At 63.6% G+C, this 25,869-nt stretch carries 29 protein-coding genes, 1 tRNA gene and 1 pseudogene; 14 read left to right on the top strand and 17 right to left on the bottom strand.

Annotated features, from left to right (window positions below; translation table 11 throughout):
* Window positions 1-78 precede the first annotated feature (78 nt).
* A complete protein-coding gene (locus AC0L2L_RS04645; RefSeq protein WP_473576483.1) occupies window positions 79-387 on the top strand; it encodes a hypothetical protein in 309 nt (102 codons plus the stop codon).
* 257 nt (window positions 388-644) lie between these two features.
* Here AC0L2L_RS04645 and AC0L2L_RS04640 read toward each other — a convergent pair.
* Window positions 645-734 (bottom strand) — tRNA-Ser (locus AC0L2L_RS04640).
* 404 nt (window positions 735-1,138) lie between these two features.
* On the opposite strand from AC0L2L_RS04640, the gene AC0L2L_RS04635 reads away from it, so the two are divergent.
* From AC0L2L_RS04635 to AC0L2L_RS04620, 4 genes are all read left to right on the top strand, one after another.
* Window positions 1,139-1,840, top strand: a complete 702-nt coding sequence (locus AC0L2L_RS04635) for a hypothetical protein (protein ID WP_473576482.1) — start codon at window positions 1,139-1,141, stop codon at window positions 1,838-1,840.
* Window positions 1,841-1,941: 101 nt separating this feature from the next.
* The gene (locus tag AC0L2L_RS04630) at window positions 1,942-2,268 is read left to right on the top strand and encodes a hypothetical protein (protein WP_473576481.1); all 327 of its coding nucleotides are present in this window, start codon (window positions 1,942-1,944) and stop codon (window positions 2,266-2,268) included.
* 202 nt (window positions 2,269-2,470) lie between these two features.
* Window positions 2,471-3,460, top strand: a complete 990-nt coding sequence (locus AC0L2L_RS04625) for a BMP family lipoprotein (protein WP_027165273.1) — start codon at window positions 2,471-2,473, stop codon at window positions 3,458-3,460.
* Between the two features lie 83 nt (window positions 3,461-3,543).
* The gene (locus tag AC0L2L_RS04620; RefSeq protein WP_473576480.1) at window positions 3,544-4,002 is read left to right on the top strand and encodes a GNAT family N-acetyltransferase; all 459 of its coding nucleotides are present in this window, start codon (window positions 3,544-3,546) and stop codon (window positions 4,000-4,002) included.
* Here AC0L2L_RS04620 and AC0L2L_RS04615 read toward each other — a convergent pair.
* Window positions 3,997-4,404, bottom strand: a complete 408-nt coding sequence (locus AC0L2L_RS04615; RefSeq protein ID WP_473576479.1) for a hypothetical protein — start codon at window positions 4,402-4,404, stop codon at window positions 3,997-3,999. The genes AC0L2L_RS04620 and AC0L2L_RS04615 overlap by 6 nt on opposite strands.
* Window positions 4,405-4,425: 21 nt before the next feature.
* Window positions 4,426-4,635: a SlyX family protein gene (locus tag AC0L2L_RS04610; RefSeq protein WP_027165270.1), complete on the bottom strand. Its 210-nt coding sequence runs from the start codon at window positions 4,633-4,635 to the stop codon at window positions 4,426-4,428.
* A gap of 254 nt (window positions 4,636-4,889) precedes the next feature.
* On the opposite strand from AC0L2L_RS04610, the gene AC0L2L_RS04605 reads away from it, so the two are divergent.
* From AC0L2L_RS04605 to deoA, 6 genes are all read left to right on the top strand, one after another.
* Entirely contained in the window at window positions 4,890-6,422 is a 1,533-nt protein-coding gene (locus AC0L2L_RS04605; RefSeq protein ID WP_473576478.1) for an ABC transporter ATP-binding protein, read from the top strand.
* A complete protein-coding gene (locus tag AC0L2L_RS04600) occupies window positions 6,419-7,558 on the top strand; it encodes an ABC transporter permease (protein ID WP_473576477.1) in 1,140 nt (379 codons plus the stop codon). Before AC0L2L_RS04605 ends, AC0L2L_RS04600 begins: the two co-directional genes overlap by 4 nt.
* A gap of 1 nt (window position 7,559) precedes the next feature.
* The gene (locus AC0L2L_RS04595) at window positions 7,560-8,531 is read left to right on the top strand and encodes an ABC transporter permease (RefSeq protein ID WP_473576476.1); all 972 of its coding nucleotides are present in this window, start codon (window positions 7,560-7,562) and stop codon (window positions 8,529-8,531) included.
* Window positions 8,532-8,592: 61 nt separating this feature from the next.
* Window positions 8,593-8,985, top strand: a complete 393-nt coding sequence (gene cdd / locus AC0L2L_RS04590) for a cytidine deaminase (RefSeq protein ID WP_473576475.1) — start codon at window positions 8,593-8,595, stop codon at window positions 8,983-8,985.
* A gap of 30 nt (window positions 8,986-9,015) precedes the next feature.
* Window positions 9,016-9,819 (top strand): purine-nucleoside phosphorylase, encoded by an 804-nt coding sequence (locus AC0L2L_RS04585; RefSeq protein ID WP_473576474.1) that lies wholly within the window; start codon window positions 9,016-9,018, stop codon window positions 9,817-9,819.
* Window positions 9,819-11,135 (top strand): thymidine phosphorylase, encoded by a 1,317-nt coding sequence (gene deoA / locus AC0L2L_RS04580; RefSeq protein ID WP_473576473.1) that lies wholly within the window; start codon window positions 9,819-9,821, stop codon window positions 11,133-11,135. Before AC0L2L_RS04585 ends, deoA begins: the two co-directional genes overlap by 1 nt.
* Before the next feature lie 4 nt (window positions 11,136-11,139).
* On the opposite strand, the gene AC0L2L_RS04575 is transcribed toward deoA, so the two are convergent.
* The 3 genes from AC0L2L_RS04575 to AC0L2L_RS04565 form a co-directional block, all read right to left on the bottom strand.
* On the bottom strand, window positions 11,140-11,706 hold the full coding sequence (locus AC0L2L_RS04575) for a TIGR02281 family clan AA aspartic protease (RefSeq protein ID WP_473576471.1): 567 nt from the start codon (window positions 11,704-11,706) through the stop codon (window positions 11,140-11,142).
* A 203-nt stretch (window positions 11,707-11,909) separates the two neighbouring features.
* A complete protein-coding gene (upp, locus tag AC0L2L_RS04570) occupies window positions 11,910-12,539 on the bottom strand; it encodes a uracil phosphoribosyltransferase (protein WP_473576470.1) in 630 nt (209 codons plus the stop codon).
* 150 nt (window positions 12,540-12,689) lie between these two features.
* Window positions 12,690-13,664, bottom strand: coding sequence for an adenosine deaminase (locus AC0L2L_RS04565; RefSeq protein WP_473576469.1), 975 nt, complete (start codon window positions 13,662-13,664; stop codon window positions 12,690-12,692).
* A 168-nt stretch (window positions 13,665-13,832) separates the two neighbouring features.
* Here AC0L2L_RS04565 and ubiE point away from each other — a divergent pair, with 168 nt between their 5' ends.
* The 3 genes from ubiE to coaBC all read left to right on the top strand — a co-directional run bounded on the left by ubiE (window position 13,833) and on the right by coaBC (window position 17,776).
* Window positions 13,833-14,609, top strand: a complete 777-nt coding sequence (ubiE, locus tag AC0L2L_RS04560) for a bifunctional demethylmenaquinone methyltransferase/2-methoxy-6-polyprenyl-1,4-benzoquinol methylase UbiE (RefSeq protein ID WP_473576468.1) — start codon at window positions 13,833-13,835, stop codon at window positions 14,607-14,609.
* 28 nt (window positions 14,610-14,637) lie between these two features.
* Window positions 14,638-16,212 (top strand): 2-polyprenylphenol 6-hydroxylase, encoded by a 1,575-nt coding sequence (ubiB, locus tag AC0L2L_RS04555; RefSeq protein ID WP_473576467.1) that lies wholly within the window; start codon window positions 14,638-14,640, stop codon window positions 16,210-16,212.
* A gap of 73 nt (window positions 16,213-16,285) precedes the next feature.
* Window positions 16,286-17,776: a bifunctional phosphopantothenoylcysteine decarboxylase/phosphopantothenate--cysteine ligase CoaBC gene (coaBC, locus tag AC0L2L_RS04550; RefSeq protein WP_473576466.1), complete on the top strand. Its 1,491-nt coding sequence runs from the start codon at window positions 16,286-16,288 to the stop codon at window positions 17,774-17,776.
* A 17-nt stretch (window positions 17,777-17,793) separates the two neighbouring features.
* Here the strand turns inward: coaBC and AC0L2L_RS04545 are convergent, their stop codons facing one another.
* The 11 genes and pseudogenes from AC0L2L_RS04545 to AC0L2L_RS04495 all read right to left on the bottom strand — a co-directional run bounded on the left by AC0L2L_RS04545 (window position 17,794) and on the right by AC0L2L_RS04495 (window position 25,738).
* Window positions 17,794-19,230 carry an MFS transporter gene (locus AC0L2L_RS04545; RefSeq protein WP_473576465.1) on the bottom strand — a complete coding sequence of 479 codons (1,437 nt, stop codon included), beginning with the start codon at window positions 19,228-19,230 and terminating at the stop codon, window positions 17,794-17,796.
* A gap of 87 nt (window positions 19,231-19,317) precedes the next feature.
* A pseudogene (locus AC0L2L_RS04540) lies at window positions 19,318-19,401 on the bottom strand (DUF992 domain-containing protein); the annotation flags it as partial.
* A 75-nt stretch (window positions 19,402-19,476) separates the two neighbouring features.
* Window positions 19,477-20,481 (bottom strand): hypothetical protein, encoded by a 1,005-nt coding sequence (locus tag AC0L2L_RS04535; RefSeq protein WP_473576464.1) that lies wholly within the window; start codon window positions 20,479-20,481, stop codon window positions 19,477-19,479.
* A gap of 8 nt (window positions 20,482-20,489) precedes the next feature.
* Window positions 20,490-21,500 carry a COG1470 family protein gene (locus tag AC0L2L_RS04530; RefSeq protein ID WP_473576463.1) on the bottom strand — a complete coding sequence of 337 codons (1,011 nt, stop codon included), beginning with the start codon at window positions 21,498-21,500 and terminating at the stop codon, window positions 20,490-20,492.
* A 16-nt stretch (window positions 21,501-21,516) separates the two neighbouring features.
* On the bottom strand, window positions 21,517-21,681 hold the full coding sequence (locus AC0L2L_RS04525; RefSeq protein ID WP_473576462.1) for a hypothetical protein: 165 nt from the start codon (window positions 21,679-21,681) through the stop codon (window positions 21,517-21,519).
* Window positions 21,682-21,892: 211 nt separating this feature from the next.
* Entirely contained in the window at window positions 21,893-22,369 is a 477-nt protein-coding gene (locus tag AC0L2L_RS04520) for a DUF992 domain-containing protein (RefSeq protein ID WP_473576460.1), read from the bottom strand.
* A gap of 208 nt (window positions 22,370-22,577) precedes the next feature.
* Window positions 22,578-23,429, bottom strand: a complete 852-nt coding sequence (locus tag AC0L2L_RS04515; protein ID WP_473576459.1) for a tetratricopeptide repeat protein — start codon at window positions 23,427-23,429, stop codon at window positions 22,578-22,580.
* Between the two features lie 132 nt (window positions 23,430-23,561).
* Window positions 23,562-23,828, bottom strand: a complete 267-nt coding sequence (gene rpsU / locus AC0L2L_RS04510) for a 30S ribosomal protein S21 (protein ID WP_027165252.1) — start codon at window positions 23,826-23,828, stop codon at window positions 23,562-23,564.
* Window positions 23,829-24,008: 180 nt separating this feature from the next.
* On the bottom strand, window positions 24,009-24,395 hold the full coding sequence (locus tag AC0L2L_RS04505; RefSeq protein WP_473576458.1) for an SET domain-containing protein: 387 nt from the start codon (window positions 24,393-24,395) through the stop codon (window positions 24,009-24,011).
* A gap of 111 nt (window positions 24,396-24,506) precedes the next feature.
* Window positions 24,507-25,265, bottom strand: a complete 759-nt coding sequence (locus AC0L2L_RS04500) for an SDR family oxidoreductase (RefSeq protein ID WP_473576456.1) — start codon at window positions 25,263-25,265, stop codon at window positions 24,507-24,509.
* Window positions 25,266-25,369: 104 nt separating this feature from the next.
* On the bottom strand, window positions 25,370-25,738 hold the full coding sequence (locus tag AC0L2L_RS04495) for a YrdB family protein (RefSeq protein ID WP_473576454.1): 369 nt from the start codon (window positions 25,736-25,738) through the stop codon (window positions 25,370-25,372).
* Between the last annotated feature and the right edge of the window lie 131 nt (window positions 25,739-25,869).

Genomic DNA, 25,869 nt, shown 5'->3' with positions numbered 1-25,869 from the left:
TGGCGCGCCTCGTAGTTTAGCCCATTCGGCCTTCACCTCCAAGCGATCCCAGCAGCACCGGATGGAACGGAGGACGACATGAATCACACCAAGCTCATCATTGCTCTGGCTCTTCTCTTGGCAGTGCCAACGGCCGCGAACGCAGATCCTCAACCTCTAAATGCAACCGCGCATATAATTTCTCTTATATTTGTCGATGGCCGCATCCATGAACGCCGAGAACAAAAGTCTTTCGACGCGATGAAAACGTGCCTCGCATGGAAGCACCAGGGGGAATTTCTTCCGCCGCAACCGGGTTCTTTTGTTTCTTTCACGTATTGTGAGCTGACTAACGTTGATCCTACTTGGACGGCTAGTATCTCCCAACTTACCCACGAGCGTCAGTGAGGGCGATCTTGGATCGCCCCTCGATAGCTTCATCTCGCATGCGACCGACCACGGTTCGCTATTGAAGATTCGCAGTCTTAACCTGCCGGTCCGCTACGGCCCAAACAGGACGCTGGCCACCTCGACGTTGAGCGACGCCATGACGGACCAAGTGGATTCCTGATAGTTTGTTACGCAGATTAAGGACGCTTCGACTTTTGAGTGCCTCTATGAATTAACTAAGTATTTGAAATGATTGATTTTTTAGGAAAAATTGCTGGCGGAGAGAGCGGGATTCGAACCCGCGTTACGGTTTCCCGTAAACACACTTTCCAGGCGTGCGCCTTCAACCACTCGGCCACCTCTCCGTCGTTGGCATCTCGCGCGGTTGGTTTCGCCGCGCGGGTTGGGGAGATGTTCCCTTGGGAAGTCCTCAACAGACATCTGGTGTGCCTTCAACCGGAGGGCAACCCTTCCCTGCGCCGCTAGCCGTCCAGGCAAACAGGCGCGGGGCTCATCTAGTCGATCCGAAAGCGAATGCCAAGCCATATTGGCATTGCGGCGGCTTTTGTCGCTGATGGCGCAAAGCGGGAGGCTCGGGAGGGGCCGATGCGTTCGAATGATGTGCACAGGCCGGTCGCACCAGCCGGCCATGCTTGACTTCGGCTCCGGCCGGCTGTCGACTGCCGCAAATCTTTGGTTTTCATGCAATCCCGGTTGGAACGGTTGCGAGCTTCCCTGGAATTGCTTGGGCGAGGGGTATCGTCCTGGCATGACATCGATCGACCAGCAACCCGCGGGGCGTCCGGACAGCGGGCTTTCCCTCATCCCGGTGGCGTGGCTCGTCATCGTCATGGCCCTGTCGGCCTACGGCCTGATCTCGAGCTGGCGGCTGATCGGCGACTTCAGCCTGCCGGATAACGTCTTCTTCCTGATCTATGGCGGCCTTACCGGCGGCGTCATCACCATCCTGTGGGGGCTGTACCTGCTTGGCCTTGCGTTCAACCGCTCGGCCCGCTTCCCGCGCCATTACACGATCTGGCAGATCGCCATCATCATCTGGCTCGTCGTGCGCGAGGCCTATGTGTTGCTCGTGCCCGATTTCGTCTTCTCGGCCGAGGCGCTGGGCTTCACCGTCGCCGAGATCGCCATCGGCCTGCTTTGCATCTACCTCCTGCGCCGCGGCGCAGGCGCGGAGACGGTCTATGCCAATCCGGAGACCGGACGGCCGCCGGTCTTCGTCTCGATCCTTGCCGCGCTGCTCGGCATCGTCCTCGGCGGCGCCATCGGGGCCGGCCTCGGATTCTTCGCCGGCTCACTGATCGCGGACATTACCCATATGAGCTGCTTCGAGGGCGCCTGCGGATTTTTCGCGGCTTTTGTCGGCCTGGGAGGCCTGATCGCCGGCGCGATAGCCGGCGGCATTTTCGCCATCTGGCGGGTCAACCGGCGCAGACCGGCGCCGGCTCGTTAATTTCAAGCCCGTTAATTTCAGGGGGGTCGCGATTGCGCGGGAACTACGCACGCTCTATGTCGATTGCGGGGTAGACGGGAGCTTTCCCGGGGAGAGCGTCGATGTTGCGTTTCATCTTTCGGCTGGCAGCCATGGTTGCGCTGTCGATTTCCGTCATCATGGCGGTGATCGACACGACACGCTCGGTCGCCGCCTCGTCGCTGGTGATGACGCCGCTCAACGCAAGCTGGCTGGCAGTCTCGCCGGATACCCGCGCGGCCTTCGAGACCTTCGTGCGCGCCAAGGCAAGCCCGCTGGTCTGGGACGGCGTCGTCGCCTGGGTGCTTGCGCAACCCGGTTTCGCGGTGTTCGCGGTGCTTGCCTTCCTGTTTTACGCCGTCGGTTACCGGCGCAGGCGCCGCGGCGCGCAATTTGCTCCAAGTCCCTGAAGCCGCCGGGAAGAGACGACCGGATTGCCGGTAACCGCTTTTTCCAACAGGTCAAAATTCCACGTGAATTTTGTTTCGCGCCGTGCCAGATTGACCGCGAGCGGGAGGGGAAAGCACTTCCTGCCTGGCGTCGCAAGCCCGCCGGAGAACCGGGCTGGCAGGCGGTGCAAAATGGAAAAATAACCGACAGGGTGTGGATCACATGAAACGTATCGTTCTCGGCCTTCTGGCCGCAACCGCAATGGTTCTTCCGGCTTTCGCCGCGGATGTGCAGCCGGCCATCCTCTATGATCTGGGCGGCAAGTTCGACAAATCCTTCAACGAGGCGGCCTTTCACGGCGCCGAGAAATTCAAGACCGAAACCGGCGTCCCCTATGTCGAGTTCGAGGTTTCCAATGCTTCCCAGCGCGAGCAGGCCCTGCGCCGTTTCGCCGAGGACGGCCACAACCCGATCGTCATGGCCGGTTTCGCCTGGGAGGACGCGCTGAAGAAGGTCGCGGCCGAATATCCCGATCTCAACTTCGCCATCATCGACGATGCCGTCGACCTGCCCAATGTCCGCTCGCTGGTGTTCAAGGAGAACGAAGGCTCCTACCTCGTCGGCATCCTGGCGGCGATGGCGTCGAAGTCGAAGAAGGTCGGCTTCGTCGGCGGCATGGACATCCCGCTGATCCGCAAGTTCGAATGCGGCTATGTCGGCGGCGCCAAGTCGGCCGGCGCGACCGATGTTATCCAGAACATGACCGGCGACACGCCGGCCGCCTGGAACGACCCGGCCAAGGGCGGCGAGATCGCCAAGACGCAGATCGACCAGGGCGCCGATGTGGTTTACGCGGCGGCCGGCGGTACCGGCGTCGGCGTGCTGCAGGCCGCGGCGGATGCTGGCAAGCTCGGCATCGGCGTCGATTCCAACCAGAACGGCCTGCAGCCAGGCAAGGTGCTGACCTCGATGATGAAGCGCGTCGACGTTGCCGTGTACAACACCTTCATGGATGGCAAGAACGGCACCTTCAAGGGCGGCCTCGAGAATCTCGGCCTCAAGGAAGCCGGCGTCGACTACGCCATGGACGACAACAACAAGGCGCTGGTCACCGATGAGATGAAGGCAGCCGTCGAAAAGGCCAAGGCCGACATCATCTCCGGCAAGATCCAGGTGCACGACTACACCACCGACAATGCCTGTCCGTATTGATTGGGCCTGCCGCTATTGATCGGCAGTTGAAGCAAGGTTTGAACCGCCGGGTCAACGCCCGGCGGTTTCGTTTTGGAGAAGGGATGATGCGGCCGAAAATCGAAGCCATGGCCGAAGGCGATGTCGAGGTGATCGCGCGCCTTCGGCTGAAGGCCTTCTTTGAAGGCACAGGCCGGACACTCGGCGAAGACATCGCCGGGCTGCGCGGGCTGATCGCCGGCAATGGTTTCGAAATGGCCTTCGTTGCGCGAGACCGCGGCCAGCCGATCGGGAGCTGCCTGCTCGTCCGCAACGAAATCGACTCGCCGCACAATCTGACGCCATGGCTGGCCGGGCTGATCGTGGAAGAAGCACATCGCGGCGCCGGTGTCGGCACCGCGCTCGTCAGAACAGTCGAGGCGCATGCCGCGGCGGCCGGTGTCGGCACGCTCTACCTCTATACCTGGCAAGCGCGCGGCTTCTACGAAGCGCTCGGCTGGTCGGCAGTCGAGGCTTTCGAGCAGGGCGGCGAGCCGATGCTTCTGATGTCGCGCGACCTATAGCGTTCCGGCGAGATAGCCCAGCGCAAAGGCGGCGACCAGGGCAAGTGCAATGACAAATCCGAGCCTGCCGCCAAGGGAATGCAAGCCGACGCCGTAAGGCTTGCGCTCGAGCCTGTGGATCACCACCGGGGGCGGTTCGGCCTCGTGGGCGGCAATGCCGGCAAGGCGCGTCTGCATCTGCGGCAATTCGGAAAGGCGTTGCGTGACCAGCTCCCAGCGATTGCCGCGTCCTTCGGGTGCGGCGGGATCGAGAGCGCGCAAGCGCTCGGCGAGCCGCAGCACCGTGTCGCGAAAGGCGGGATCGATCTCGAGGTCGCGCTCGGCGCGAGCGCGTTCCCTGTCGTTCATCAGGCCAAAGACGTAGTCGCCGGCCCTGGCGACACGGTCGCTTTCACTGGACATGGCCGTCTTCTCCCATGTTTGTCACCAGTGCGGCGGCTTGGTCACCGGCACATCGGGGGCGGCCTGCTCCTCCAATTCCAGGAACCGATCGGTCAGGGCAGCAAGCTTGCGCTCCATGCGTTCGATCACCTTCCACTGCTCGGCGATCTGGCCGGACAGCTCCTCGATGGTCTTTTCCTGCTCTGCGGCGCGAATTTCCAGCGTCGTCAGCCGATCGTCAGCCATGGCCATGCAAATCCGACCCTTGCGAATGTGAAGCTTCCACCTAAGCAGATGTTCGTGGGATGCCCACGAATATCGCTTATGCTCTGCTGGTTCTCGCAGGTTCTGATGGCAAAACCGTGGGACACTTTTGCGGAACCTGCCCAGGTTCGAAATTGACAAGGGCGCGGGGATTTGTCGAGAGTGAAAGCCAATTGGCACGGGCAGGTCATCATGATAGGCATTTTGACCAAGCGATAAAAAAACTGAGTGGGACAGGCTGCATGGCGCAAGCCGCAATCGAGCTCATAGGCATCAACAAGAGCTTTGGCGCCGTGCGCGCAAACCGCGACATCAACCTGGAAGTCGCGCGCGGCACCATCCATGGCATTGTCGGCGAGAACGGCGCCGGCAAGTCGACGCTGATGTCGATCCTCTACGGCTTCTACCAGGCCGACAGCGGCGAAATCCGTGTCGGCGGCAAGCCGGTATCCATCCACACCTCCAACGACGCCATCGCTCTCGGCATCGGCATGGTGCACCAGCACTTCATGCTGGTCGACAATTTCACGGTGCTGGAGAACATCATCCTCGGCGCCGAAAGCGACGCGCTGTTGAAGAAGAGCATCGCCAAGGCGCGCTCGGAACTCGAGCGGCTGGAGCGCGAATACGGCCTCGAGGTCGATCCCGACGCCATCATAGAAGAGCTGCCGGTCGGCCTGCAGCAGCGCGTCGAGATCCTCAAGGCGCTCTATCGCGGCGCCGAGATCCTGATCCTCGACGAGCCCACGGGCGTGTTGACGCCGGCCGAGGCCGATCACCTTTTCCGCATCCTCAGGCAATTGAAGGAGCAGGGAAAGACGATCGTCCTGATCACCCACAAGCTGCGCGAGATCATGGCGATCACCGACACGGTCTCGGTGATGCGCCAGGGCACGATGGTGGCCACCAGGGTGACGAAGGAAACCACGGTCGGCGAATTGGCCGAACTGATGGTCGGCCGGCGCGTGCTTCTGCGGGTCGAGAAGGGTGAGTCGGAAGCCGGCGCGATAAAACTCTCGGTCAAGAACCTGACGGTCAAGGATTCCCGCGGCGTCACAATGGTCGACGACGTCTCCTTCGATGTGCGCGGCGGCGAGATTGTCGGCATTGCCGGCGTTGCCGGCAACGGCCAGTCCGAGCTGCTGGAGGCAATCTCCGGCATCAGGCATGCGGTTTCCGGCGAGGTGATGCTCGAAGGCAAGCCGATCGATCTCACCGGCAAGGCCGATCCCGGCGAATTGCGCGACCGCGGGCTCGCCCATGTACCCGAGGACCGCCACCATGTCGGGCTGGTGCTTGCTTTCGAGGAGAACGAGAATTCGATCCTCGGCTATCATGACGACGAGCGCTACCTGAAGGGGCCGTTCCTCAACGTCGATGCCATCATGGCCGACGCGAAGGACAAGATCGAGAAATACGACATCCGCCCCGGTAACCCGCGGCTCAAGACAGCCAATTTCTCCGGCGGCAACCAGCAGAAGATCGTGCTGGCGCGAGAGATGGAACAAGACCCGGGCGTTTTGATCGTGGGCCAGCCGACGCGCGGCGTCGATGTCGGCGCCATCGAGTTCATCCACAAGCGGCTGATCGCCATGCGCGACCAGGGCAAGGCGGTGCTGGTGGTTTCTGTCGAGCTCGATGAGATCCGCTCGCTTTCCGACCGCATCCTGGTGATGTTTGCCGGCCGTGTCGTCGGCGAGCGCGGCCCGGATGCGACGGAAGGCGAGCTCGGCCTCCTGATGGCCGGCGTCGAGCACCAGGAGGCCGCGCAATGAGCACGCCTTACGCCAAGCTGCCCGCCTGGGCCGACTATGGGTTGATCCCATTGATCAACCTGTCGATCGCCTTCGTCGTCGCCGGTTTCGTCGTCATGCTGGTCGGCGAGAACCCATTCCGCGCCGCCGTCATCCTGGTCGAGGGCGCCTTCGGCAAGGGCACGGGCATCGCGTTCACCCTGTTCTATGCCACCACCTTCATCTTCACCGGACTGTCGGTGGCGGTGGCGGCGCATTGCAGCCTGTTCAACATCGGCACCGAGGGCCAGGCCTATATTGGCGGCCTCGGCATCGCGCTCGTTTGCCTGAGCTTCGACAGCGTGCTGCCCTGGTGGGTGATCTTTCCGATCGCGATCGTGGCCGCGGCCGCGTTCGGCGCTCTCTGGGGCCTGATCCCGGCCTATCTGCAGGCCAAGCGCGGCTCGCACATCGTCATCACCACCATCATGTTCAACTTCATCGCCGCCTCGGTGATGGTCTATCTCCTGGTCGGCGCGCTGAAGCCTGCCGGATCGCAGGCGCCGCAGACGCGCAATTTCCTCGCCGGCGCCGAACTGCCGAAGCTCAACTGGGTCATCGAATTGTTCGGCGCAAAGATCCGCTCGGCGCCGCTCAACATCTGCTTCCTGCTTGCGCTGGTCATGGCGTTCCTGGTCTGGCTTTTGATCTGGCGCACCAGGCTCGGCTATGAAATGCGCACCTACGGCCACAGCCCGAAGGCGGCGCGTTACGCCGGCATTTCGGAAACCCGCATCATCATCACCGCGATGATGATTTCGGGCGCGCTGGCCGGCATGATGGCGCTCAACCCGGTGATGGGCGACCAGCACAATGTTGCGATCGATTTCGTTTCCGGCGCCGGTTATGTCGGCATCGCGGTCGCCCTGATGGGCAGGCTGCATCCGGTCGGCATCGTGCTGGCGGCGATCCTGTTCGGCATGCTCTACCAGGGCGGCGCCGAACTTGCCTTCGAGATGCCGGCGATCAGCCGCGACATGATCGTCATCATTCAAGGGTTGGTCATCCTCTTTGCCGGCGCGCTGGAGCACATGTTCAGGCCTTACATCCAGACGCTTTTCGCCTCTCTCAGCCCGAAGTCGGTCGGCATGCAGGCGGTCAAGGGGACGGGAGCCTGAGATGGACAGTTTCAACGCAATCATCCAGGTGCTGGATTCGACCATCCGCCTTTCGGTGCCGCTGCTGCTCGCCTGCCTGGCGGGTCTCTTTTCCGAACGAGCCGGCATCTTCGACATCGGGCTGGAAGGCAAGATGCTGGTCGGCGCCTTTGCCGGCGCTTCCGCGGCCGCTGTCTTCCATTCGGCGCTGATCGGCCTCGGCATGGCAATCCTGATCTCGGTCGCCTTCGCCCTGGTGCATGGCTTCGCCTCGATCACGCATCGCGGCAACCAGATCGTGTCCGGCGTCGCGATCAATTTCATCGCCGCCGGATCGACCATCATCCTCGGCCAGGCCTGGTTCAGCCAAGGCGGCCGCACCCCGGCGCTGCAGCCGGACGAACGCTTCGCGGCGATCGTCTGGCCCGGCGCCGATGCGATCAGGGATGTGCCGATCATCGGCCCGATCTATGCCGAGCTGATCTCCGGCCACTCGATCCTGGTCTATTTCGCCTTCGCCATGGTGCCGTTCACGTGGTGGGTGCTGTTTCGCACCCGCTTCGGGCTCAGGATGCGCGCGGTCGGCGAGAACCCGGCTGCCGTCGATACCGCCGGCATCTCGGTCGCCTGGCTGCGCTACCGGGCGCTGATCTGCACCGGCATCCTCACGGGCGTTGCCGGCGCGTATCTCTCCATGGTGCAGAATGGCGGCTTCGTGAAGGACATGACCGCGGGCAAGGGCTATATCGCGCTGGCAGCACTCATCTTCGCCAAATGGAAGCCGGTCAACGCCATGTTCGCCTGCCTTTTGTTCGGCTTCCTCGACGCCGCCGCGATCCGCCTGCAGGGCTCGCCGCTGCCGATCATCGGCAAGGTGCCGGTGCAGTTCATGCAGGCGCTGCCCTATGTGCTGACCGTCATCCTGCTCGCGGGCTTCATCGGCAAGGCGATCCCGCCGCGCGCCGGCGGCGTGCCCTATGTCAAGGAACGCTGAGGCGGTATTTCCGTCCAGCGGCGGCCGGCATTTGAACAAGATCGTGGGAGAGAAGAACCGGATGTCGCATGATCTGTTCGAGGCGGCGAAGACGGCGATGGCCAAGGCCCATGCGCCCTATTCGAAGTTCCCGGTGGGGGCTGCGTTGCGCACCGAAGACGGCCGTATCTTCACCGGCGCCAATATCGAGGTAGCGTCCTATCCGGAAGGCTGGTGCGCCGAGACGACCGCGCTCGGCCACTACATCATGGGCGGCGGCGGCAAGATCGTCGAGATCGCGGTGATTGCCGAACGCATGGCCAAATGCTCGCCTTGCGGCGGCTGCCGGCAGCGATTGGCGGAATTCTGCCGGCCGGAGACAAAGCTCTATCTCTGCGACGACAGCGGCGTGGCCGAAACCGTGACCATGGGCGACATGCTGCCTTACGGCTTCAGAGGCGACATATTGAAATGAAGAGCGGGCTGAAATGAAGAGCAGGCTGAAATGAAGGAAGCGCTGGATCATCTGGTCGAGAAACTGGACGGGCTGGCGCCCACGGCTGCGCTCGTGCTGGGCTCGGGCCTTGGCGGGCTGGTCGACCAGGTCAAGGATGCCAGGCGCATCTCCTATGCCGAGCTGCCGGGCTTCCCGCGAAGCGGTGTTTCCGGCCACGCCGGCGAGGTGGTTGCCGGGCATTTCGCCGGCACGCCGGTGCTGATGCTGTCAGGCCGTGCGCATTACTACGAGCATGGCAACGCGGCCGCGATGCGTCCGGCGCTGGAGGTGCTTGCCGGCATCGGCATTTCGCATTTGATCCTCACCAACGCCGCCGGCTCGGTCGACCCTGAAATGGGGCCGGGCTCGGTGATGCTGATCACCGACCACATCAATTTCTCCGGTTCCAATCCGCTGATCGGCGAGCCGAGCGACCGCCGCTTCGTCGGCCTCACCGAGGCCTATGATTCCGGCTTGCGCGGCGTGATCGAAAAGGCGGCGAAGGCAACCGGCACGGCGCTGCACCAGGGCGTCTATATGTGGTTCTCCGGACCATGCTTCGAGACGCCGGCCGAGATCCGCATGGCGCGCGTCATGGGTGCCAACGCCGTCGGCATGTCGACCGTGCCGGAGGTCATCCTGGCGCGCTTTCTCGGACTCAAGGTCGCCGCCTGCTCGGTCATCACCAATCTGGCGGCAGGCATGACCGGAGCGGAGCTGTCGCATCAGGAAACCAAGGATATGGCGCCGATCGGCGGCGCGCGGCTGGCGACGATCCTGCAGCGCGTCTTCCAGGATGGCTTGCCCGACTGATGCTGCCGCAGGAGATCATCCGCCGCAAGCGCGACAACCACAGACTCTCAGCCGAGGAGATCGCGGCCTTCGTCCGGGGGCTGACGGCCGGCAGCATCTCCGAGGGCCAGGTCGGCGCTTTCGCGATGGCCGTGTTCCTCAACGGCATGAGCCGCGAGGAAGCGGTGGCGCTGACGCTCGCGATGCGCGATTCCGGCGACGTGCTCGACTGGTCCGACCTGCCGGGCCCGGTCACCGACAAGCATTCGACGGGCGGCGTTGGCGACAACGTCTCGCTGATGCTGGCACCAATTGTCGCCGCCTGCGGCGCCTATGTGCCGATGATCTCGGGCCGCGGCCTCGGCCATACCGGCGGCACGCTGGACAAGATGGATGCCATCCCCGGCTACACCAGCCAGCCGGACGTGGCGCTTTTCCGCAGGACAGTGCTCGAGACCGGCTGCGCCATCATCGGCCAGACCGCGGACCTGGCACCGGCCGATCGCAGGCTCTACGCGATCCGCGACGTGACGGGGACGGTCGAATCGATACCGCTGATCACCGCCTCGATCCTGTCGAAGAAGCTTGCCGCCGGGCTCGGTTCGCTGGTGCTCGATGTCAAGCTCGGCAACGGCGCCTTCATGGAAAAGTCGCGCGACGCCGTCGCCCTGGCGAACAGCCTGGTCGATGTCGCCAATGGCGCCGGCCTGAACGCATCCGCGCTGGTGACCGGCATGAACGAGCCGCTCGCCTCGGCGGCCGGCAACGCGGTCGAGGTAAAGAATGCGGTCGATTTCCTCACCGGCCGCTATCGCGATCGCCGGCTGGAGGATGTGACGCTGGCGCTGGCTGCCGAGATGCTGCAGTCGGCGGGGCTCGTCTCGTCCCACCAGGACGGTATCAGGCGCGCCACCGAAGCGCTTGCCGGCGGCAGGGCGGCAGCCGTCTTCGCGCGGATGGTGTCCGTGCTTGGCGGTCCCGGCGATTTCATCGAGAACCCGGAAAAGTATTTGCCGACGGCCCCGGTCGAGCTGGCGGTGAAAGCGGAACAGGACGGGTTTGTGACCGGCATCGCCACGCGCGATATCGGGCTTGCCGTCGTCACGCTTGGAGGCGGGCGTTCCCGTCCGGACGATAAGATAGATCATGCTGTTGGCTTGACCAGGCTGTTGCCGGTCGGCGCCGAGCTGCGCTCCGGCGAGGCACTGGCGCTGGTGCATGCCCGCACCGAAGCCGAAGCCGAAGCGGCAGCGGCCGCCGTGCGTGCTGCTTATACGACCGGGGCTTCCAAGCCGCCCGCCGATAAAACCGTGCTCAGGCGGATATTGCCTCGGTAGAGCCCTACTGCACGAGCAGCAGCGAGCCGTGCTGGACCTGGTATTTCTGCAGCCGCTGCAGGAAGCTCATGCCGATCAGATTGACCTGCAGCGCCCTGTCGTCGAGCACCATCGCCTGGACGTTGTCGACGGAGATCTTGCCGATCTGCAGGTGATCGACCGTCACCACGGCGGCCTTGATCGCGCCGTTGGCGGTGTTCACCTGATGATTGAAATCGGATGGGTTGAGCGAGATGCCGATCCTGCGCGCGGTCGAGGTATTGATAGCGACCAACGTCGCGCCGGTGTCGATCATGCCGTCGATCTGGCGGCCGTTGAGTTTGAACTGCGATGTGAAATGGCCGCGCGCATCGGCGTTGACCAGCACCTGGCGGCCGAGCGGCATCGGCGTCGCCGGCTTGTCCGGGACCGAAGCGAGATTGACCTGCGGCTCGGCCTTCGGTGCTGCCGGCTGCGAGGCGGCGGTCGATTTCAGCAGGCCGTCCACCAGATGCGGATTCGCCTGATAGACGATCGGAATAGAAGCCGAGGTTCCGGCAAAGATGCCAAGGATGAGAAGCTTGCGCAGCATGGATGCCCCTGGAGCGTTCATCGTTTCAAGGAAACGTCGAACCGCTCTATCCCTTTGTTTTGGAGCAATTCCGAACGGAAGACTGCCTTGCACTTTCCCTGGAATTGCTCGCGAAGGCTGCATCCTTAAGCCGACATGGTGTTTGCGGCTTTAACGCGCGCCGGAACCGCAAGCTTGCGTAAACAGGCGGTAAAGAAGGGCGCTCACTTTGTCCCGTACATGCGGTCGCCGGCGTCGCCGAGGCCGGGCATGATGTAACCCTTGTCGTTCAACTGACGGTCGATCGAGGCGGTAAAGATCGGCACATCCGGATGCGCCTTGGTAAAGCGCTCGATGCCTTCCGGGGCGGCAAGCAGGCAGAGGAAGCGGATGTTGGTGGCGCCGCGGCCTTTCAGCTTGTCGATCGCGGCGATCGCCGAATTGGCGGTCGCCAGCATCGGATCGACGACGATCACCAGACGGTCGGCAAGATCGCTCGGCGCCTTGAAGAAATATTCGATTGCTTCCAGCGTTTCATGGTCGCGGTAGAGGCCGATATGGGCAACGCGTGCCGCCGGCACCAGGTCGAGCAAGCCTTCGAGCAGGCCATTGCCGGCCCGCAGCACCGAGGCGAAGACCAGCTTCTTGCCTTCGAGCGTCGGCGCCTCCATCTCCTCGATCGGCGTCTCGATCATGGTCGTGGTCAGTTCGAGGTTGCGGGTCACCTCGTAGCCGAGCAGCAGCGAGATCTCGCGCAGCAGCCGCCGGAAGCCGGCCGTCGAGGTCTCCTTCTTGCGCATGATGGTCAGCTTGTGCTGGACAAGGGGGTGGTCGACGACGGTGACGCCCTGCATGATGTGCTCCGACTGGTTCGCAGTGGGTAGTGGAATAGTGAGTAGTGAATAGTGAGCCGATTTGCGAGTCCCTGACTGGGGGAAAGCGCCAGCCTTCACCGCGCGATGCGAGCACGGCCAACTCACTACTGACTACTCATTATTCCCTACTCACCGCAGCTTCACGTCCAACCGGCCCAGCAGCATCGCCTTGGTCTTCTTGTCCACGAAGGCCGCCTCGATGGCCGTTCTGGTGATCCCTGCAAGCGCCTTGTCGTTCATGGCGAAATGCTCGGCGGCGATATCGTATTCGCGCTTCAGCGACGTCCAGAAATAGGGCGGGTCGTCGGAGTTGAGCGTCACCTTGCAGCCGGCGGCGCGCAGCGCCGGAAAGGGATGGTCGGCGAAGCTGTCGAACACTTTCAGCGCGATGTTGGAGCCGGGGCAGCATTCCAGCACCACGCCCTCGGCGGCGATGCGCCGCACGAGGTCCGGGTTCTCGATGGCGCGCACGCCATGGCCGATGCGCGAGGGGCGGATGTGGTCGAGGGCCGCCGCTACACTTTCCCAGCCCATCAGCTCGCCGGCATGGATGGTGATGCCGAGGCCCGCCTCGCGCGCGATCTCGAAAGCGCGCACATAGTCCTCGAAGTCGCCGATGCGCTCGTCGCCGGCGACGCCGAAGCCTGTCACCAGCGGATGGCCGCAGCGCGCCGCGAAGCGCGCCGCCTGCTCGATCGCCTCGACCCCGATATGGCGCACGCCGGTGACGATCATGCGGCCTTCGATGCCGGTCTTGGCCCTGGCGCGGGCCATGCCTTCACCCAGCGCATCCGTATAGGCCTTCGGCGAGAGCCCGGCCTTTTTCGCATGGTCCGGCGAGGTGAAGATCTCGGAGTAGATGGCGCCATCGCGGGCGAGGCTGGTCAGGTAATGGTCGGCGAGGCGCGCATAGTCCTCTTCCGTGCGAAACAGGTCGGAAGCAAAATCGTAGGCGGCGAGAAACGAGGTGAAATCGTGCCAGACAAACGAGCCGTCGCGGATATAGGGCGATGGATCCTTGCCGTATTTGCGGGCCTGGCTGACGACGAGCTCGGGCGCTGCCGCCCCTTCGATGTGGCAATGCAGTTCGGCCTTCAAAATCATGCGGTCATCCCGTCCGGTACGCTGTTCTGGCACAGATTCTGACCGGAAAATCATGCGAAGCACGTCCCGGACCCGTCTTGAAGGCGCGGCCGAAAACCGCGCCCTGGACAATAGCGTCGGCACCATCGATCGGCTATGGTCCCGCCGGTTTTATGACGGATCAAAATAATGTCAGTTGAGAGAACCACGGCCGCAGGCGGCATGGAAACTTCCTATGGTTTCAGGAAGGTCGGGGAAGGCGAGAAGCAGCCCCTCGTCAACGACGTCTTCCACAAGGTGGCCAACCGATACGACCTCATGAACGACCTGATGTCGGCTGGGCTGCATCGGTTGTGGAAGGACGCGATGGTCACCTGGCTCAACCCGCCGAAGCGGCCGGGCTGGAAGGTGCTCGATGTGGCCGGGGGCACCGGCGATGTCGCCTTCCGCATCGTCGAGGCCAGTCAGCGCCAGGCCCATGCCACCGTGCTCGACATCAACGGCTCGATGCTGGCCGTCGGCCGCGACCGCGCCGAGAAGCAGGGACTTGCGGCAAACACCGACTTCGTCGAGGCCAATGCCGAGGCGCTGCCTTTCGAGGACGCTACCTTCGATGCCTATACGATCGCGTTCGGCATCCGCAACGTCCCGCGCATCGAGGTCGCGCTTGCCGAAGCCTATCGCGTGCTGAAGCGGGGCGGGCGGTTCCTCTGCCTCGAATTCTCCGAAGTCGACATGCCGCTGCTCGACAAGGCCTATGAGGCCTGGTCGTTCAACGCGATCCCCAAGATCGGCAAGGCGGTGACCGGCGACGGCGAGCCCTATTCCTATCTCGTCGAATCCATCCGCAAGTTCCCCAACCAGCAGAATTTCGCGGCGATGATCGCCCGCGCCGGCTTCGACCGCGTCACTTTCCGCAACTATTCGGGCGGCATTGCCGCCCTTCATTCCGGCTGGAAGCTTTGAGGCGGGACGGTTTGAAGCAGGCCGGATCATGAGCAGCGTCGCCGCCGCCTTCAGGCTCGCCCGGGCCGGCTGGGTGCTGGTCCGCGAGGGCGTCGTCGCGGCGTTGCCGGGCGAAGAACTCTCCGGCATGCCAAAATTCGGCTGGCGCGTGGCGCGGCTTTTCACCCGCCGCCGGGCGCTGAGCTATCAGCGCGGCGACAGGCTGGCGCGCGCCGTGGTGCGGCTCGGACCTTCCTATGTCAAACTTGGCCAGTTCCTGGCGACGCGACCCGATGTCGTCGGCAACGACATGGCGCTCGACCTCGCGCTCCTGCAGGACAAGATGCATACGTTCCCGAAGGCGGAGGCGATTCACGCGATCGAAGCCTCGCTCGGGCGCAAGATCGGCGATCTCTATGCCAGTTTTGGAAATCCCGTCGCCGCCGCCTCGATCGCGCAGGTGCACGAGGCCGAAGTCGTTCGCGAGGGCACCGCTTCGCGCGTCGCGGTGAAGGTGATCCGGCCCGGGGTGCGGCACCGTTTCTTCCAGGATCTCGAAAGCTATTTCCTTGCCGCCCACCTGCAGGAGAAATACATCCCCTCGTCGCGCCGGCTGCGCCCGGTCGAGGTGACCCAGACGCTGGCGCAGACCACTAAGGTCGAGATGGACATGCGGCTGGAAGCGGCGGCGTTCTCCGAACTCGGCGAGAATACCAAGGACGATACGGGCTTTCGCGTGCCCGCGGTCGACTGGGAACGGACCGGCCGCGATGTGCTCACCATGGAGTGGATCGACGGCGTCAAGATGAACGACATCGCCGGACTTGCCGCCGCCGGTCACGATCTCAAGGCGATCGCCGCCAGTCTCATCCAGTCGTTCCTCAGGCACACGCTGCGCGACGGCTTCTTCCACGCCGACATGCATCCGGGCAACCTGTTCGTCGAGGCGAACGGCACCATCGTCGCCGTCGATCTCGGCATTGCGGGCCGGCTCGGCAGGAAAGAGCGGCGCTTCCTCGCCGAGATCCTCTACGGCTTCATCGTGCGCGACTATCAGCGCGTGGCCGAGGTGCATTTCGAGGCCGGCTACGTGCCGCGCCAGCACAATGTGTCGGCCTTCGCGCAGGCGATCCGCGCCATCGGCGAGCCGATCCACGGCCAGTCGGCCGAGACCATCTCGATGGCGAAGCTGCTTACGCTGCTGTTCGAGGTCACCGAGCTGTTCGATATGGCGACGCGGCCAGAACTGATCCTGCTGCAGAAGACCATGGTGGTGGTCGAAGGCGTCGCTCGCACGCTCGATCCCGCGTTCAACATGTGGAAGACCTCGGAGCCCGTGGTCAGCGACTGGATCGCCGGCAATCTCGGGCCACGCGGTATGCTCACCGACGCGCGCGACGCCGGCAAGGCGCTGGTGGCGCTGGCGAGGCAGGTGCCGGACATCGCGGCCCGCACCGAGCGGCTGTCGCGCGAAATCGACCTGATGGCCGAGAACGGCCTGCGCTTCGACGAGGCGACCGCGCACGCCATCGGCAAGGCCGAGGCGCGGCACACCCGCTCCGGGCGCGTCGCGCTGTGGGTGATCGCGCTGACGTTGATCTACATTGCCTGGAAGTTGCTCTGACTGCTTGCAATGCTAGCAAGGGCTGCTAGCATTGCAAGCGCCTCCGTGATTGTTGATGGTGAGGAGCGGAATCATGGGCACCATTACTGTCCGCAATCTGGCTGACGACGTGAAGCAGAGATTGCGCGAGCGTGCCGCGGCGCGCGGCGTGTCGATGGAAGAAGAGGCGCGCGACGCCCTCGCCAAAAGCGTTCTGTCCGCGGGTGCCGCGCTCGAGGGCGAGACCCTCTATGCGGCGATCCGCGGCTTGGTCGAGCCGCATGGCGGTTTTGATATTGAGCCGCCGCGGCGAAGCCAATCTGCAGGCAGTCAGCCTGTGGAAACGCAAAAAACCCTCTCCGGCAAACGCATCCTGCTTATCATCGGCGGCGGTATTGCTGCCTACAAGGCGCTCGACCTGATCCGGCGCCTGCGCGAGCGCGGCGCGTCGGTCAGGGTCGTCATGACGGCTGCCGCGCAGGAATTCGTCACCACGCTGTCGGTCGGCGCGCTTTCGGCCGACCATGTCTTCACCGAACTGTTCGATCGCAATGACGAGCACGATGTCGGCCATATCAGGCTGTCGCGCGAAGCCGACCTGCTGGTCGTTGCGCCCGCTACCGCCGACCTGATGGCGAAGCTTGCCAACGGCCATGCCAACGACCTTGCCTCGACGGTGCTTCTGGCCACCGACAAGAAGGTGCTGATGGCGCCGGCGATGAACCCGAAGATGTGGGCGCATCCGGCAACACGCCGCAACCGGGCGACGCTGCAGGAGGACGGCGTCGCCTTTGTCGGCCCCGCCAAAGGCGAGATGGCCGAAAGCAACGAAGCCGGCGAGGGCCGCATGGCCGAGCCGCTGGAGATCGTCGCCGCGATCGAGGCGATGCTCGACGAGAAAACGAAGCCCCTTTCCGGCCGCAGGATCATCGTCACCTCGGGGCCGACGCATGAGCCGATCGACCCGGTGCGCTACATCGCCAACCGCTCATCGGGCAAGCAGGGCCATGCTATCGCGGCCGCACTTGCGAAGCTCGGCGCCGATGTGCGGCTCGTCTCCGGCCCGGTTACCATCGCCGATCCGGCCGGTATCGCCACCATCCATGTGGAAACAGCCGCGCAGATGAAGCAAGCGGTCGAAAGCCTGTTGCCGGCGGATGCCGCCGTGTTCGTCGCGGCGGTCGCCGACTGGCGCACGGCGAACGCCGCCGGCGAGAAGATCAAGAAGGTTGCGGGCGAGGGACCGCCGTCGCTGCAGATGGTCGAGAATCCCGACATCCTGGCCGGGATTGGCCACCACGCCCGGAGGCCGGCCCTTGTCGTCGGCTTCGCCGCCGAGACACAGGACCTTGTCGCCAATGCCGAGGCCAAGCTCAAGAAAAAGGGCGCGGACTTCATCGTCGCCAATGACGTCTCGCATGAAAGCGGCATCGGCCCGTCCGGCGTGATGGGCGGCGACCGCAACAAGGTGCGCATCGTCTCCAGGACCGGCGTCGAGGAATGGCCGGAAATGGGCAAGGACGAGGTTGCGGCGCGGCTTGCCGCGCTGATTGCGGAGCGGTTGCAGCAGACCCTTGTGGTCTGAGCTTTGGGGCGGCGGCGTCAACCCGCCGCAAGTCGCGGCCGGTTCGCTGCCGAATAGATCCTCAGCGCCGCCAGGCACCCGAAAACGCCGAGCGGCACGAAGGCCAGAAACAGCCAGCCGGCGACAGAAGCGGCCGCATCGCGGTTCAGCCCTTCGGAGAAGCCGCTGGCATTGGCGATGATGCCGGCAAGGGCGGCGCCGACGGCATAGCCGATGCGCTGCATGGTCGGCACGGCGGCCGAGGCGATGGTTTGCTCGTCCGGCGCCGCCGACGCCACGATGATGCGGGTCAGGAATGGCCATGCGACGCCGAAGCCGCCGCCCTGCAAAAGGGCGCAGAACAGGATCAGCGGGATCGAGCCGGCAGGGATCGTATAGGCGAAGCCGGCGATGCCGCAGGCTATCATCAGCGCACCGACGAGGATGATCGACCGCTCGCGCGCCGGCGGAGCGTTGGCGACGAGGATCGACAGGATCGACCAGGAGATCGACTCGGCGGCGATGATGTAGCCGCTGGTAAGCAGCGGTATGCCGTGCAGCGTGGTCAGAAGCAGCGGTCCGTATATGCCGAAGGAACAGGTCGCCACCGAAAAGGCGGCGACCATTGTCATGCCCGTGCCGACGGGCGCGCGCCACGAAAACAGATTTGACGGGAACAGCCGCGACCGCGGTCTCAACGCGTCGACCCAAATAAACAGCGCCAGGCCGGCCAGGCCAAGGCAAAGCAGGAGCGATGAGCGCAGCAGGGCGATGTCGACACCGGCGGTCGCTATCAAGACCACGCTGACGGCAAGGCAGGCGAGGGCGCCATAGGGGAAGGGCGGCGCGGCATTGCCCGATGCCTGCGGTCGCGATGCCTCGGCGGTGTTGAGAACGGTGAGGCTGGCAAGCGCGACCGCGATGCCGCCCAGGGTGAAGATGCCCACGGCCCAGCGCCAGGACAGAAGCTCAACCATGATCGCGCCGATCATCGGGCCGCTGAAGGCGGCGATGCCCCAGATCGCCGACATCACGCCGAAAAGCTGTGGCCAGATGCTGCGCGGAAACAACCTCTCGACCGAGACAAACGCCAGCGACACCAGCGCGCCGCCGCCTAGGCCTTCGATCAGCCGCCCGGCGAGGAACTGGGTCATCGAAGGCGCGACGGCGCTCACCAGCGCACCGGCCGCGTAAAGCAGGGCAGCGACCGTCATGTTGCTGCGCAGCGAGATATAGCTGACAAGTCGCCCGGCCGCGGCACCTGCGGTGATGGCGCCAAGCTCGTAGATCGCCAGCGACCAGCCGACAAGCTGCACGCCGTCCAGGTCGCCGACCATCGCCGGCATCACCGTCGCCACCATCGTCTCGTTGGTGGCGTAAAGCAGGATGCCGAGATTGATGAAGCAGAAGCGCGCCAGGTCGCCGCTCGCCCACAGCGCCCGCCAGTCGACCCTGTTTTCCGATTCCGTATTCAAGACTCTCTCCCGATTTCATGTCGGGCATGTCTCTAGAACCTGAACCAGACTTGAGCTCAAGCGAATTCTTTTTGCGGCAGCAGGCAGTTAGTTCGCCGTGCTGCGCAACTGGAACTGGCTGACGCCGATGGCGATGTTGAGACCCGTCTGGGTCTGGACGCTGAGCGGCTGGCGAACACCCCTACGAGATCACGTCGGATCATTTGCCATGGGAAGATGAATGCTCGCGAAACCAAATTCGGGACATCAGTGAATTGGGCTCGGCCCCGCTTCGGATTCATGTCGGCAGCCGTCGATGGCAGGGTGTATGGTCCACTGGTTTTCCGGATCCTGCTGGGCTGCGACGGTTAGTGGCGAGCCAGCCGAATTCACGGCTTCGCACCAACGGGCAGGGCTACCGTCTGGAATCGGAGTTTCATTCCAACTGCCGTTCCAGGTGCCGATCTTCTGACAGTGCTTGATCGGGTGGATTTCATTCCATCCTTCGTGGGCAGAATCATAGACCCACGTCCCCTGGACGAACAGGATGTCGGCACCCCGCCTCGTCGGGTCATTGACATGAAGGTCGCCGAGATTTTCGTCGAGATCGGTTGGATTGGCTGTGTCGAGAATGCCAACGATGCCACCGACTATGACAATTGCCGCTGCGATGACCGTGAGGATCGCACATGCGATCCAACCGAAGAAGGGAATGGCGCAGGCCACCACCGCGGCGGTGGCCACAGGGATCGCGGCGAGGCACGCGATCATCAGGTCGTAGACGCCGGCTCCTTCGAATTCGCAATGAAGCACCGCAGTAGGGTCATCGTTGGCCCATTGGCGTGCCTCCAGTCCCTGCCAATCGAGGCCGGCGTTCTGGATTGCGGGCGTGTTGGCGATCAGGCGTCCGAGCGGCGGGATCTTCTCGGCCTCGGCCTGCGGCGTGAATTCAAGCACGTTTCCCGGAACCAGATTGAGACTGTAGTCGGTATCGAAGCGATCGAGACCGGACTTCTCTTCGGGTGGATCGATCTTGAGCAGCCAGCCGATTGCGCATTCGTCGCCGCCGAGGCAGATCAGCCGATCGTAAAGCCACCAGCGGCAGTATGCCAGGATCGCAGCGAGCGCGACCAGCAGGACCGCCGGTCCGGCAACGACGCCGACCAGGATCAGCGGCAGCGCGACTGCGGCAGCGGCGATGATCACCTGCGCATATTGCTTGCCGACATGATTTCCGACCGAGATGCATTTTGTGTATTGCCGGTAAGCCATGGCGGTTCCTACCGTTCGACATAAAGCGTCACGCCGCCGGCAAGTCCGCGAGCCGAGAAGGCATGAACGTTGACCGCCTTGCGGCCGGCAAAGCCGGCAGGCGGCTCGATATTGACGATGACGGGGATCTCTTCCCCGGGACCGAGGGCGGCTTGCGCAGGATCGAAGGTGACAAGCCAGCCGGCTGGAATGGGATGTGCCTGGCGGGTATGGCCGGCAGGCACTGCCGCGATGGTGCCGGGAAAGGTGCGCAGCGGCCGCCGGGCTGGCTTCGGGCGGGGCCGCTCGCCGCAGACTGGTAATTCAGGCAACGCATAGGTGTCGGCTTCAAGCCGAAACTCGGTCCGTTCCCGTTCGCCGTTGCGCAGACGGAACTCGAACTTTGCCGGAGAATGGGCGATGCCGACGGTGGTGTTGTCCTGCCCGAGGTTGTTGTTGGGGTTCACGTCGTCGAGCCAATCGAGCAGGACCTGGATGCAGTAATGACCGGGTTCGGCCGGCGTCCGCCATTTGACCGAAGCAAAGGCCGGGTGATTTGCGCCGCCTTTGACTCCGAGATCGGTCTTTGTCTCGTCTATCCAGGTCGAGGTGGTGCCGATGCCGAAACTTAGATAGGAGAACTTCACCGGGAGATCGACGACCGGTGCCTCGGTCGAGTTGTTCCAGATACGCGCGACGACCTCATATTCGGTGTCCGGCTCCAGCATGTGCGGCGGAACGGTGATACCGCCGCGCTTGATCTCGATATCCGGATTGTCCCAGGTGACAGCGAGACTCTGGCCCATCAGATAATACTGGGCGTAGATCAAAGGGTCCGGCCGCTTGTAAGCGGGATCGCTGATCTTGACGCAGCGCTGCGGTCCGCTTCGGTCGAGCCGGCTGGGAAGCTTGGCTCGTTCCCAAAGCAACCTGACGAGCGCGCAAATCTGGCCGGCTATCCGGCGCAAATTGTCCGGCCAATGCTTGAAGGCATCGACGATCGCCTTCAGGAACTCCAGTATTTTGGGGACCGGGTTCACGGCCTGTCTCGGGCCGTCAGCGTCGTTGCCGACGCATATAGAACCAGATCGCAGCAACCAAGAACGGTGCAAGGATCAGAAGAAGTTCGAAAGATCCTGAGCCGCCGTCAGGCGAAAATCCGAATAACTGCTCGATGAAATCCACCACAGCCCCCTCATCTGCAACAAAAATTGCAGTCAACGATGTCTTTGCATCCGTTGGGAGGCTACCCCTCTGCCGGCGATGGCCACCAACATCTCAGCTTGATAGCACAGGACAAGCAAAGTCGCCACACGCAATTGATAATCCCGCGCGTGCTTGTGTTTCCAACTGTGACGGGTGGCGGCATATATGCCGAGAAGACCGCGCCCCTTGTCAGGCGCGGCCCCGCGGAATGCCGTGGTCGTGGCCGCTATTTGTAGGAGTGGACGAGGTCTAGCGAGGCCACAGTGACGGCCAGGTTGACGCCGGTCTGCGCCTGGACGCTGAGCGGCTCCAGCATGAAGGCGCTGTTCCATCCGCCGACCAGGACGTTGGCGCCGCCGCCGGTCACGACGCTCGCCTCGGCATTGACACCGTAATAACTACCGGCGAGGTCGCCCGCATCATGACTTGGGGTGGCGGCCAGGACCGCCCAGACGAGCTGGCCCTGATGCGTCTTGCCGAGATCGACGCCGAGCTTGGAGATCATCCCGGTGTAAATCTCGGGCGATCCGCGATGAGAGGGCCGGAAGACGCAGGACACGCCCTTGTTCGACGTTATGACGTAGCCGACGCCGCCGTCGATGGAGCAATCGAGCGTGCCGAGCCGGAGCGTGCCGGCGCTGACCGGAGAAGCGAGGACCGTGGCGGCAAGCGCGGCAGCGGCACAGGCAAGTGTTTTGATCATTGGAAAGGTCCTTTCGCGAAATTTTGGCCCCGGCTTGAAACGATCGAGGTGCGCGGAGCGTTCCGCCGAAAACTTGGCGCGAACATGGCGAGGGTTAACGCATCGCCCTTGGCGGTTAACGGATCGCTATCGGCGTCTCCGTGCCGCGATAAGGCGGCCGCCGGCGCGGCGGGCCGCGCAAAATAGCCGTTCCGGCGTCAGTTTCCGGTCAGCTGGCGTTGCCACCGGTGCGCGACAGGCCGTCCTTGGCCGGCTGGTAGTTCGGGTCGAGGTGGATAGCCTCGCGGTAGGCCTTGGCCGCCTTTACCTTGTCGCCGCGCCGCTCATAGATCAGCGCCTGGTTGGCCCAGGCCTCGGCGTTCTTGCCGTCGAGCTTGATGGCCATGTTGAAGTCGGAGAAGGCGTTGTCTTCGTCGCCTGTCGCCAGATAGGAGAGGCCGCGGCCGTTGTAGGGCTCGGCGGCGTCCGGCGCCAGCGAGATGGCAGTCGAGAAATCCTCGATGGCGAATTTGTGCTGACCCTGGCTCTGATAGATCAGACCGCGATTGTGGTAGGCGCGCGCGTCCGTGGTATCGAGCTGGATCGCCTTCTGGAAATCGTTGAAGGCATCCTGGGTGCGGCCCGCCTTACGGTAGAGATTGCCTCGGCCGATATAGGCGGCGTCGTAATTGGCGTTGATCTGGATCGACCGGTTGTAGTCGGCAAGCGCTGCGTCCTGATTGCCGAGGAAGCGCTGGATCAGCGCGCGGTTCGAATAGGCCTGGTAGAAGTTCGGGTTGAGCTGGATGGCCTGGTTGAAGTCCTTCAGCGCCGCCTGGTACTGGCCGCCGCGGCCATAGGCCGAGCCGCGCACATTGTAGCCCTCGGGATCCTGCGGATTGCGCTGGATGACCGCCGAAAGCGAGGAGATGTTCTCGCTCGACCCTTGCGCCTTGTCGACTGAGTTGAACTCGCCCGTCGGGGCCGTCTGGCATGCTGCAAGCGCCAGGCCCGAAAGCAGGGCCGCCGTCAGGGCGAAGCCGCGAAAAGCGGCTCTGCGCTCCACGGTAATTGCGTTCATCTTTGTCCTCACTGCCGCAGCGCCGTCAGTCCGTTCCCTCTCCGAACCGGCATCCATGCATAAATAAAAAGGTGGCGGCGATTCCGCATCGCGCCACCCTCGGTATCCTTCGAAAAGGACGAAAAATAGGCGTTATGAGCGCGGCGAGCGCGATGCGCCGGCGGCACCAGCCGGAGCCGGGCGCGGGGTCATCGGCAGCAGGCCTTCGCGCTGGGCGCGCTTGCGGGCCAGCTTGCGGGCGCGGCGCACGGCTTCCGCCTTCTCGCGGGCACGCTTCTCGGACGGCTTCTCGTAGTGACCGCGCATCTTCATTTCGCGGAAAATACCTTCGCGCTGCATCTTCTTCTTCAGCGCGCGAAGCGCCTGATCAACGTTGTTATCGCGGACGAGTACCTGCACGGGCAATCCTGTCTTCGGGTTTGAAATCTTCAGGCAAAACAGCAATAGCTGACATGCCTCCGCGGCGAGTTGCACCACGAATTGTGGCGGCTGATAGCAGAATCAGGCTGCTCTGTCCACTGCCGATTGAGTGGCGAAGGACCAAATTGCAAGCGCGCCGCAAATCGGGCGGCGCTCGACCTAAGCCGTCGCCAGATGGAGGCGCGCGAAATCCTCGAAAAACTCGCCGTAGTCGCAGGTGATTTCCTCGCCGGCCGCGATATCCCGTGTCGCCGTGGCGCCGCCATATTGCGAAAAATCCGTGTTCGGCCGCTCCGAGTGGTTCATGAAGCGGCCATTGTCGACCTCATAGACCATGAAGCCTGGCTTGTCCGGGCTTGGATAGGCGTAGCGGTCGAGCAGCTCCCTCAGATGCGGGGGCGCGGCTTCATATTTTTCCATCGGGATCAGACGATCGAAATCGAGATCGAGCCGCCAGATCGAAGCGCCTTTGCGGATCGGCTCGGCGGCGAAGACGCCGACGCCTTCGATTGCGCTCTGCGCGACATAGGTCTTGATCAGCAGCATCGTTCCGGTCCGTTTTCGACGGGAAACGAAAATCGTCAAAACGGACCGGAATGCAAGACCGCAGCCGTAGAATTTTAGCGGATGAGCACATCTGCTCGAGGCCAACCGGGGTCACGTCCGGTTGATAGAGACCCCGCCATCGGCGAACAACGCCGCGCCGGTGGTGAAGCTCGAGGCGTCGGAGGCAAGGTAGAGCGCCGAGCGGGCGATCTCTTCCGGCCGGGCGACGCGCTTCAAGGCATGGAGGTTTTCGACGAATGTCCGCGATTCCGGCGTCTTGAACGTCGCCGCGGGTGTATCGGTGCCGCCGGGCAATAGCGCGTTGACGCGCAATCCCCTTGGGCCGTATTCGGCGGCCAGAACCTGCGTCAGCCCGATCAGGCCGGCCTTGGCGGCGGCATAGGCGGCCATGCCCGGTATTCCGGCGGTGTAGCCGACGAAGCTCGAGGTGAAGATCAGGGATCCACCGCCGCGTTTCAGCATGGCCGGTATCTGGTGCCTGGCGGCGAGGCAGGCGCTGGTCAGGTTGGTGTCCATCGTCTCTTGCCACGTCGCCGGCGCCATGTCGGGAACGGGCGCCATCACGCCGACGGCGCCGGCATTGTTGAAGGCAATGTCGAGGCCGCCAAACCTTGCGACGGCGAGTTCGACGAGCGCCTTCGCATAGGCCTCGTCCCTTACATCGCCGGCAAGTGCTGCCGCCGAGCCGCCGGCCGCTTCGATTTCGTCGACCAGCGTGTCGAGTTCGGCCTGACGGCGCGCCGCGACGACGAGCATCGCGCCTTGCCCGGCGAACAGCCTGGCGGTGGCGCGGCCGATGCCGGAACTGGCGCCGGTGACGATGGCGACCTTATCTGTGAGCGCGAACATTTTTCGACATCCTTCCTTTTGTGCCGGGCTTGCCGGCGGTTGGATGTGAGGTCGCAAATGAGGATGGCCGCGGCCACCCGAAACCCGCCAAGGCCGGGGTTGCTCTACTGCCGCAACAGCCAACCCAGCCGGTCCAGTGAGAAGGCGTAGCTGAGGACAATCAGCAGAGCCGTGACAATGCCCGCTGCCGCGTAGCCGGCCAGATAGAACCCAGCAGCGCCGCCGAACAGTATGACAAGTTCCAGCACCAGCCTGACGGCACCCGGCACCGGCACCGGAGCCCGGCCCGATCGGCTCGGATCGTTGAGCACCGCGAAGGTGCCCCACAACACGGCCGCGACGATCGGCAAGGCGATTGCTAGAATCCAGCGCTCGAACCCGGCGGGAAAACTCCAGCCGGCCATGCCGAGGCCAAGCAGCGCAGAAAGCTCGAGCAGAAAGCGCAGGGTCAGATTCCACCAGGCGTTACCCATCATTGTCCTCTAAAAGCGCGTCGCGCTGAAACGGATTCAGGCGACGCTCTAAGTCATTGTTTGATGCATGTCGCCCAGAACCGCTGCGCGCTTCCGGGCGACATGCATTAGTGTCACGCGACAGGGAGTGT

It is taken from the genome of Mesorhizobium sp. WSM4832, from assembly GCF_055811115.1.
This window is presented reverse-complemented; position numbering and strand designations above follow the sequence as displayed.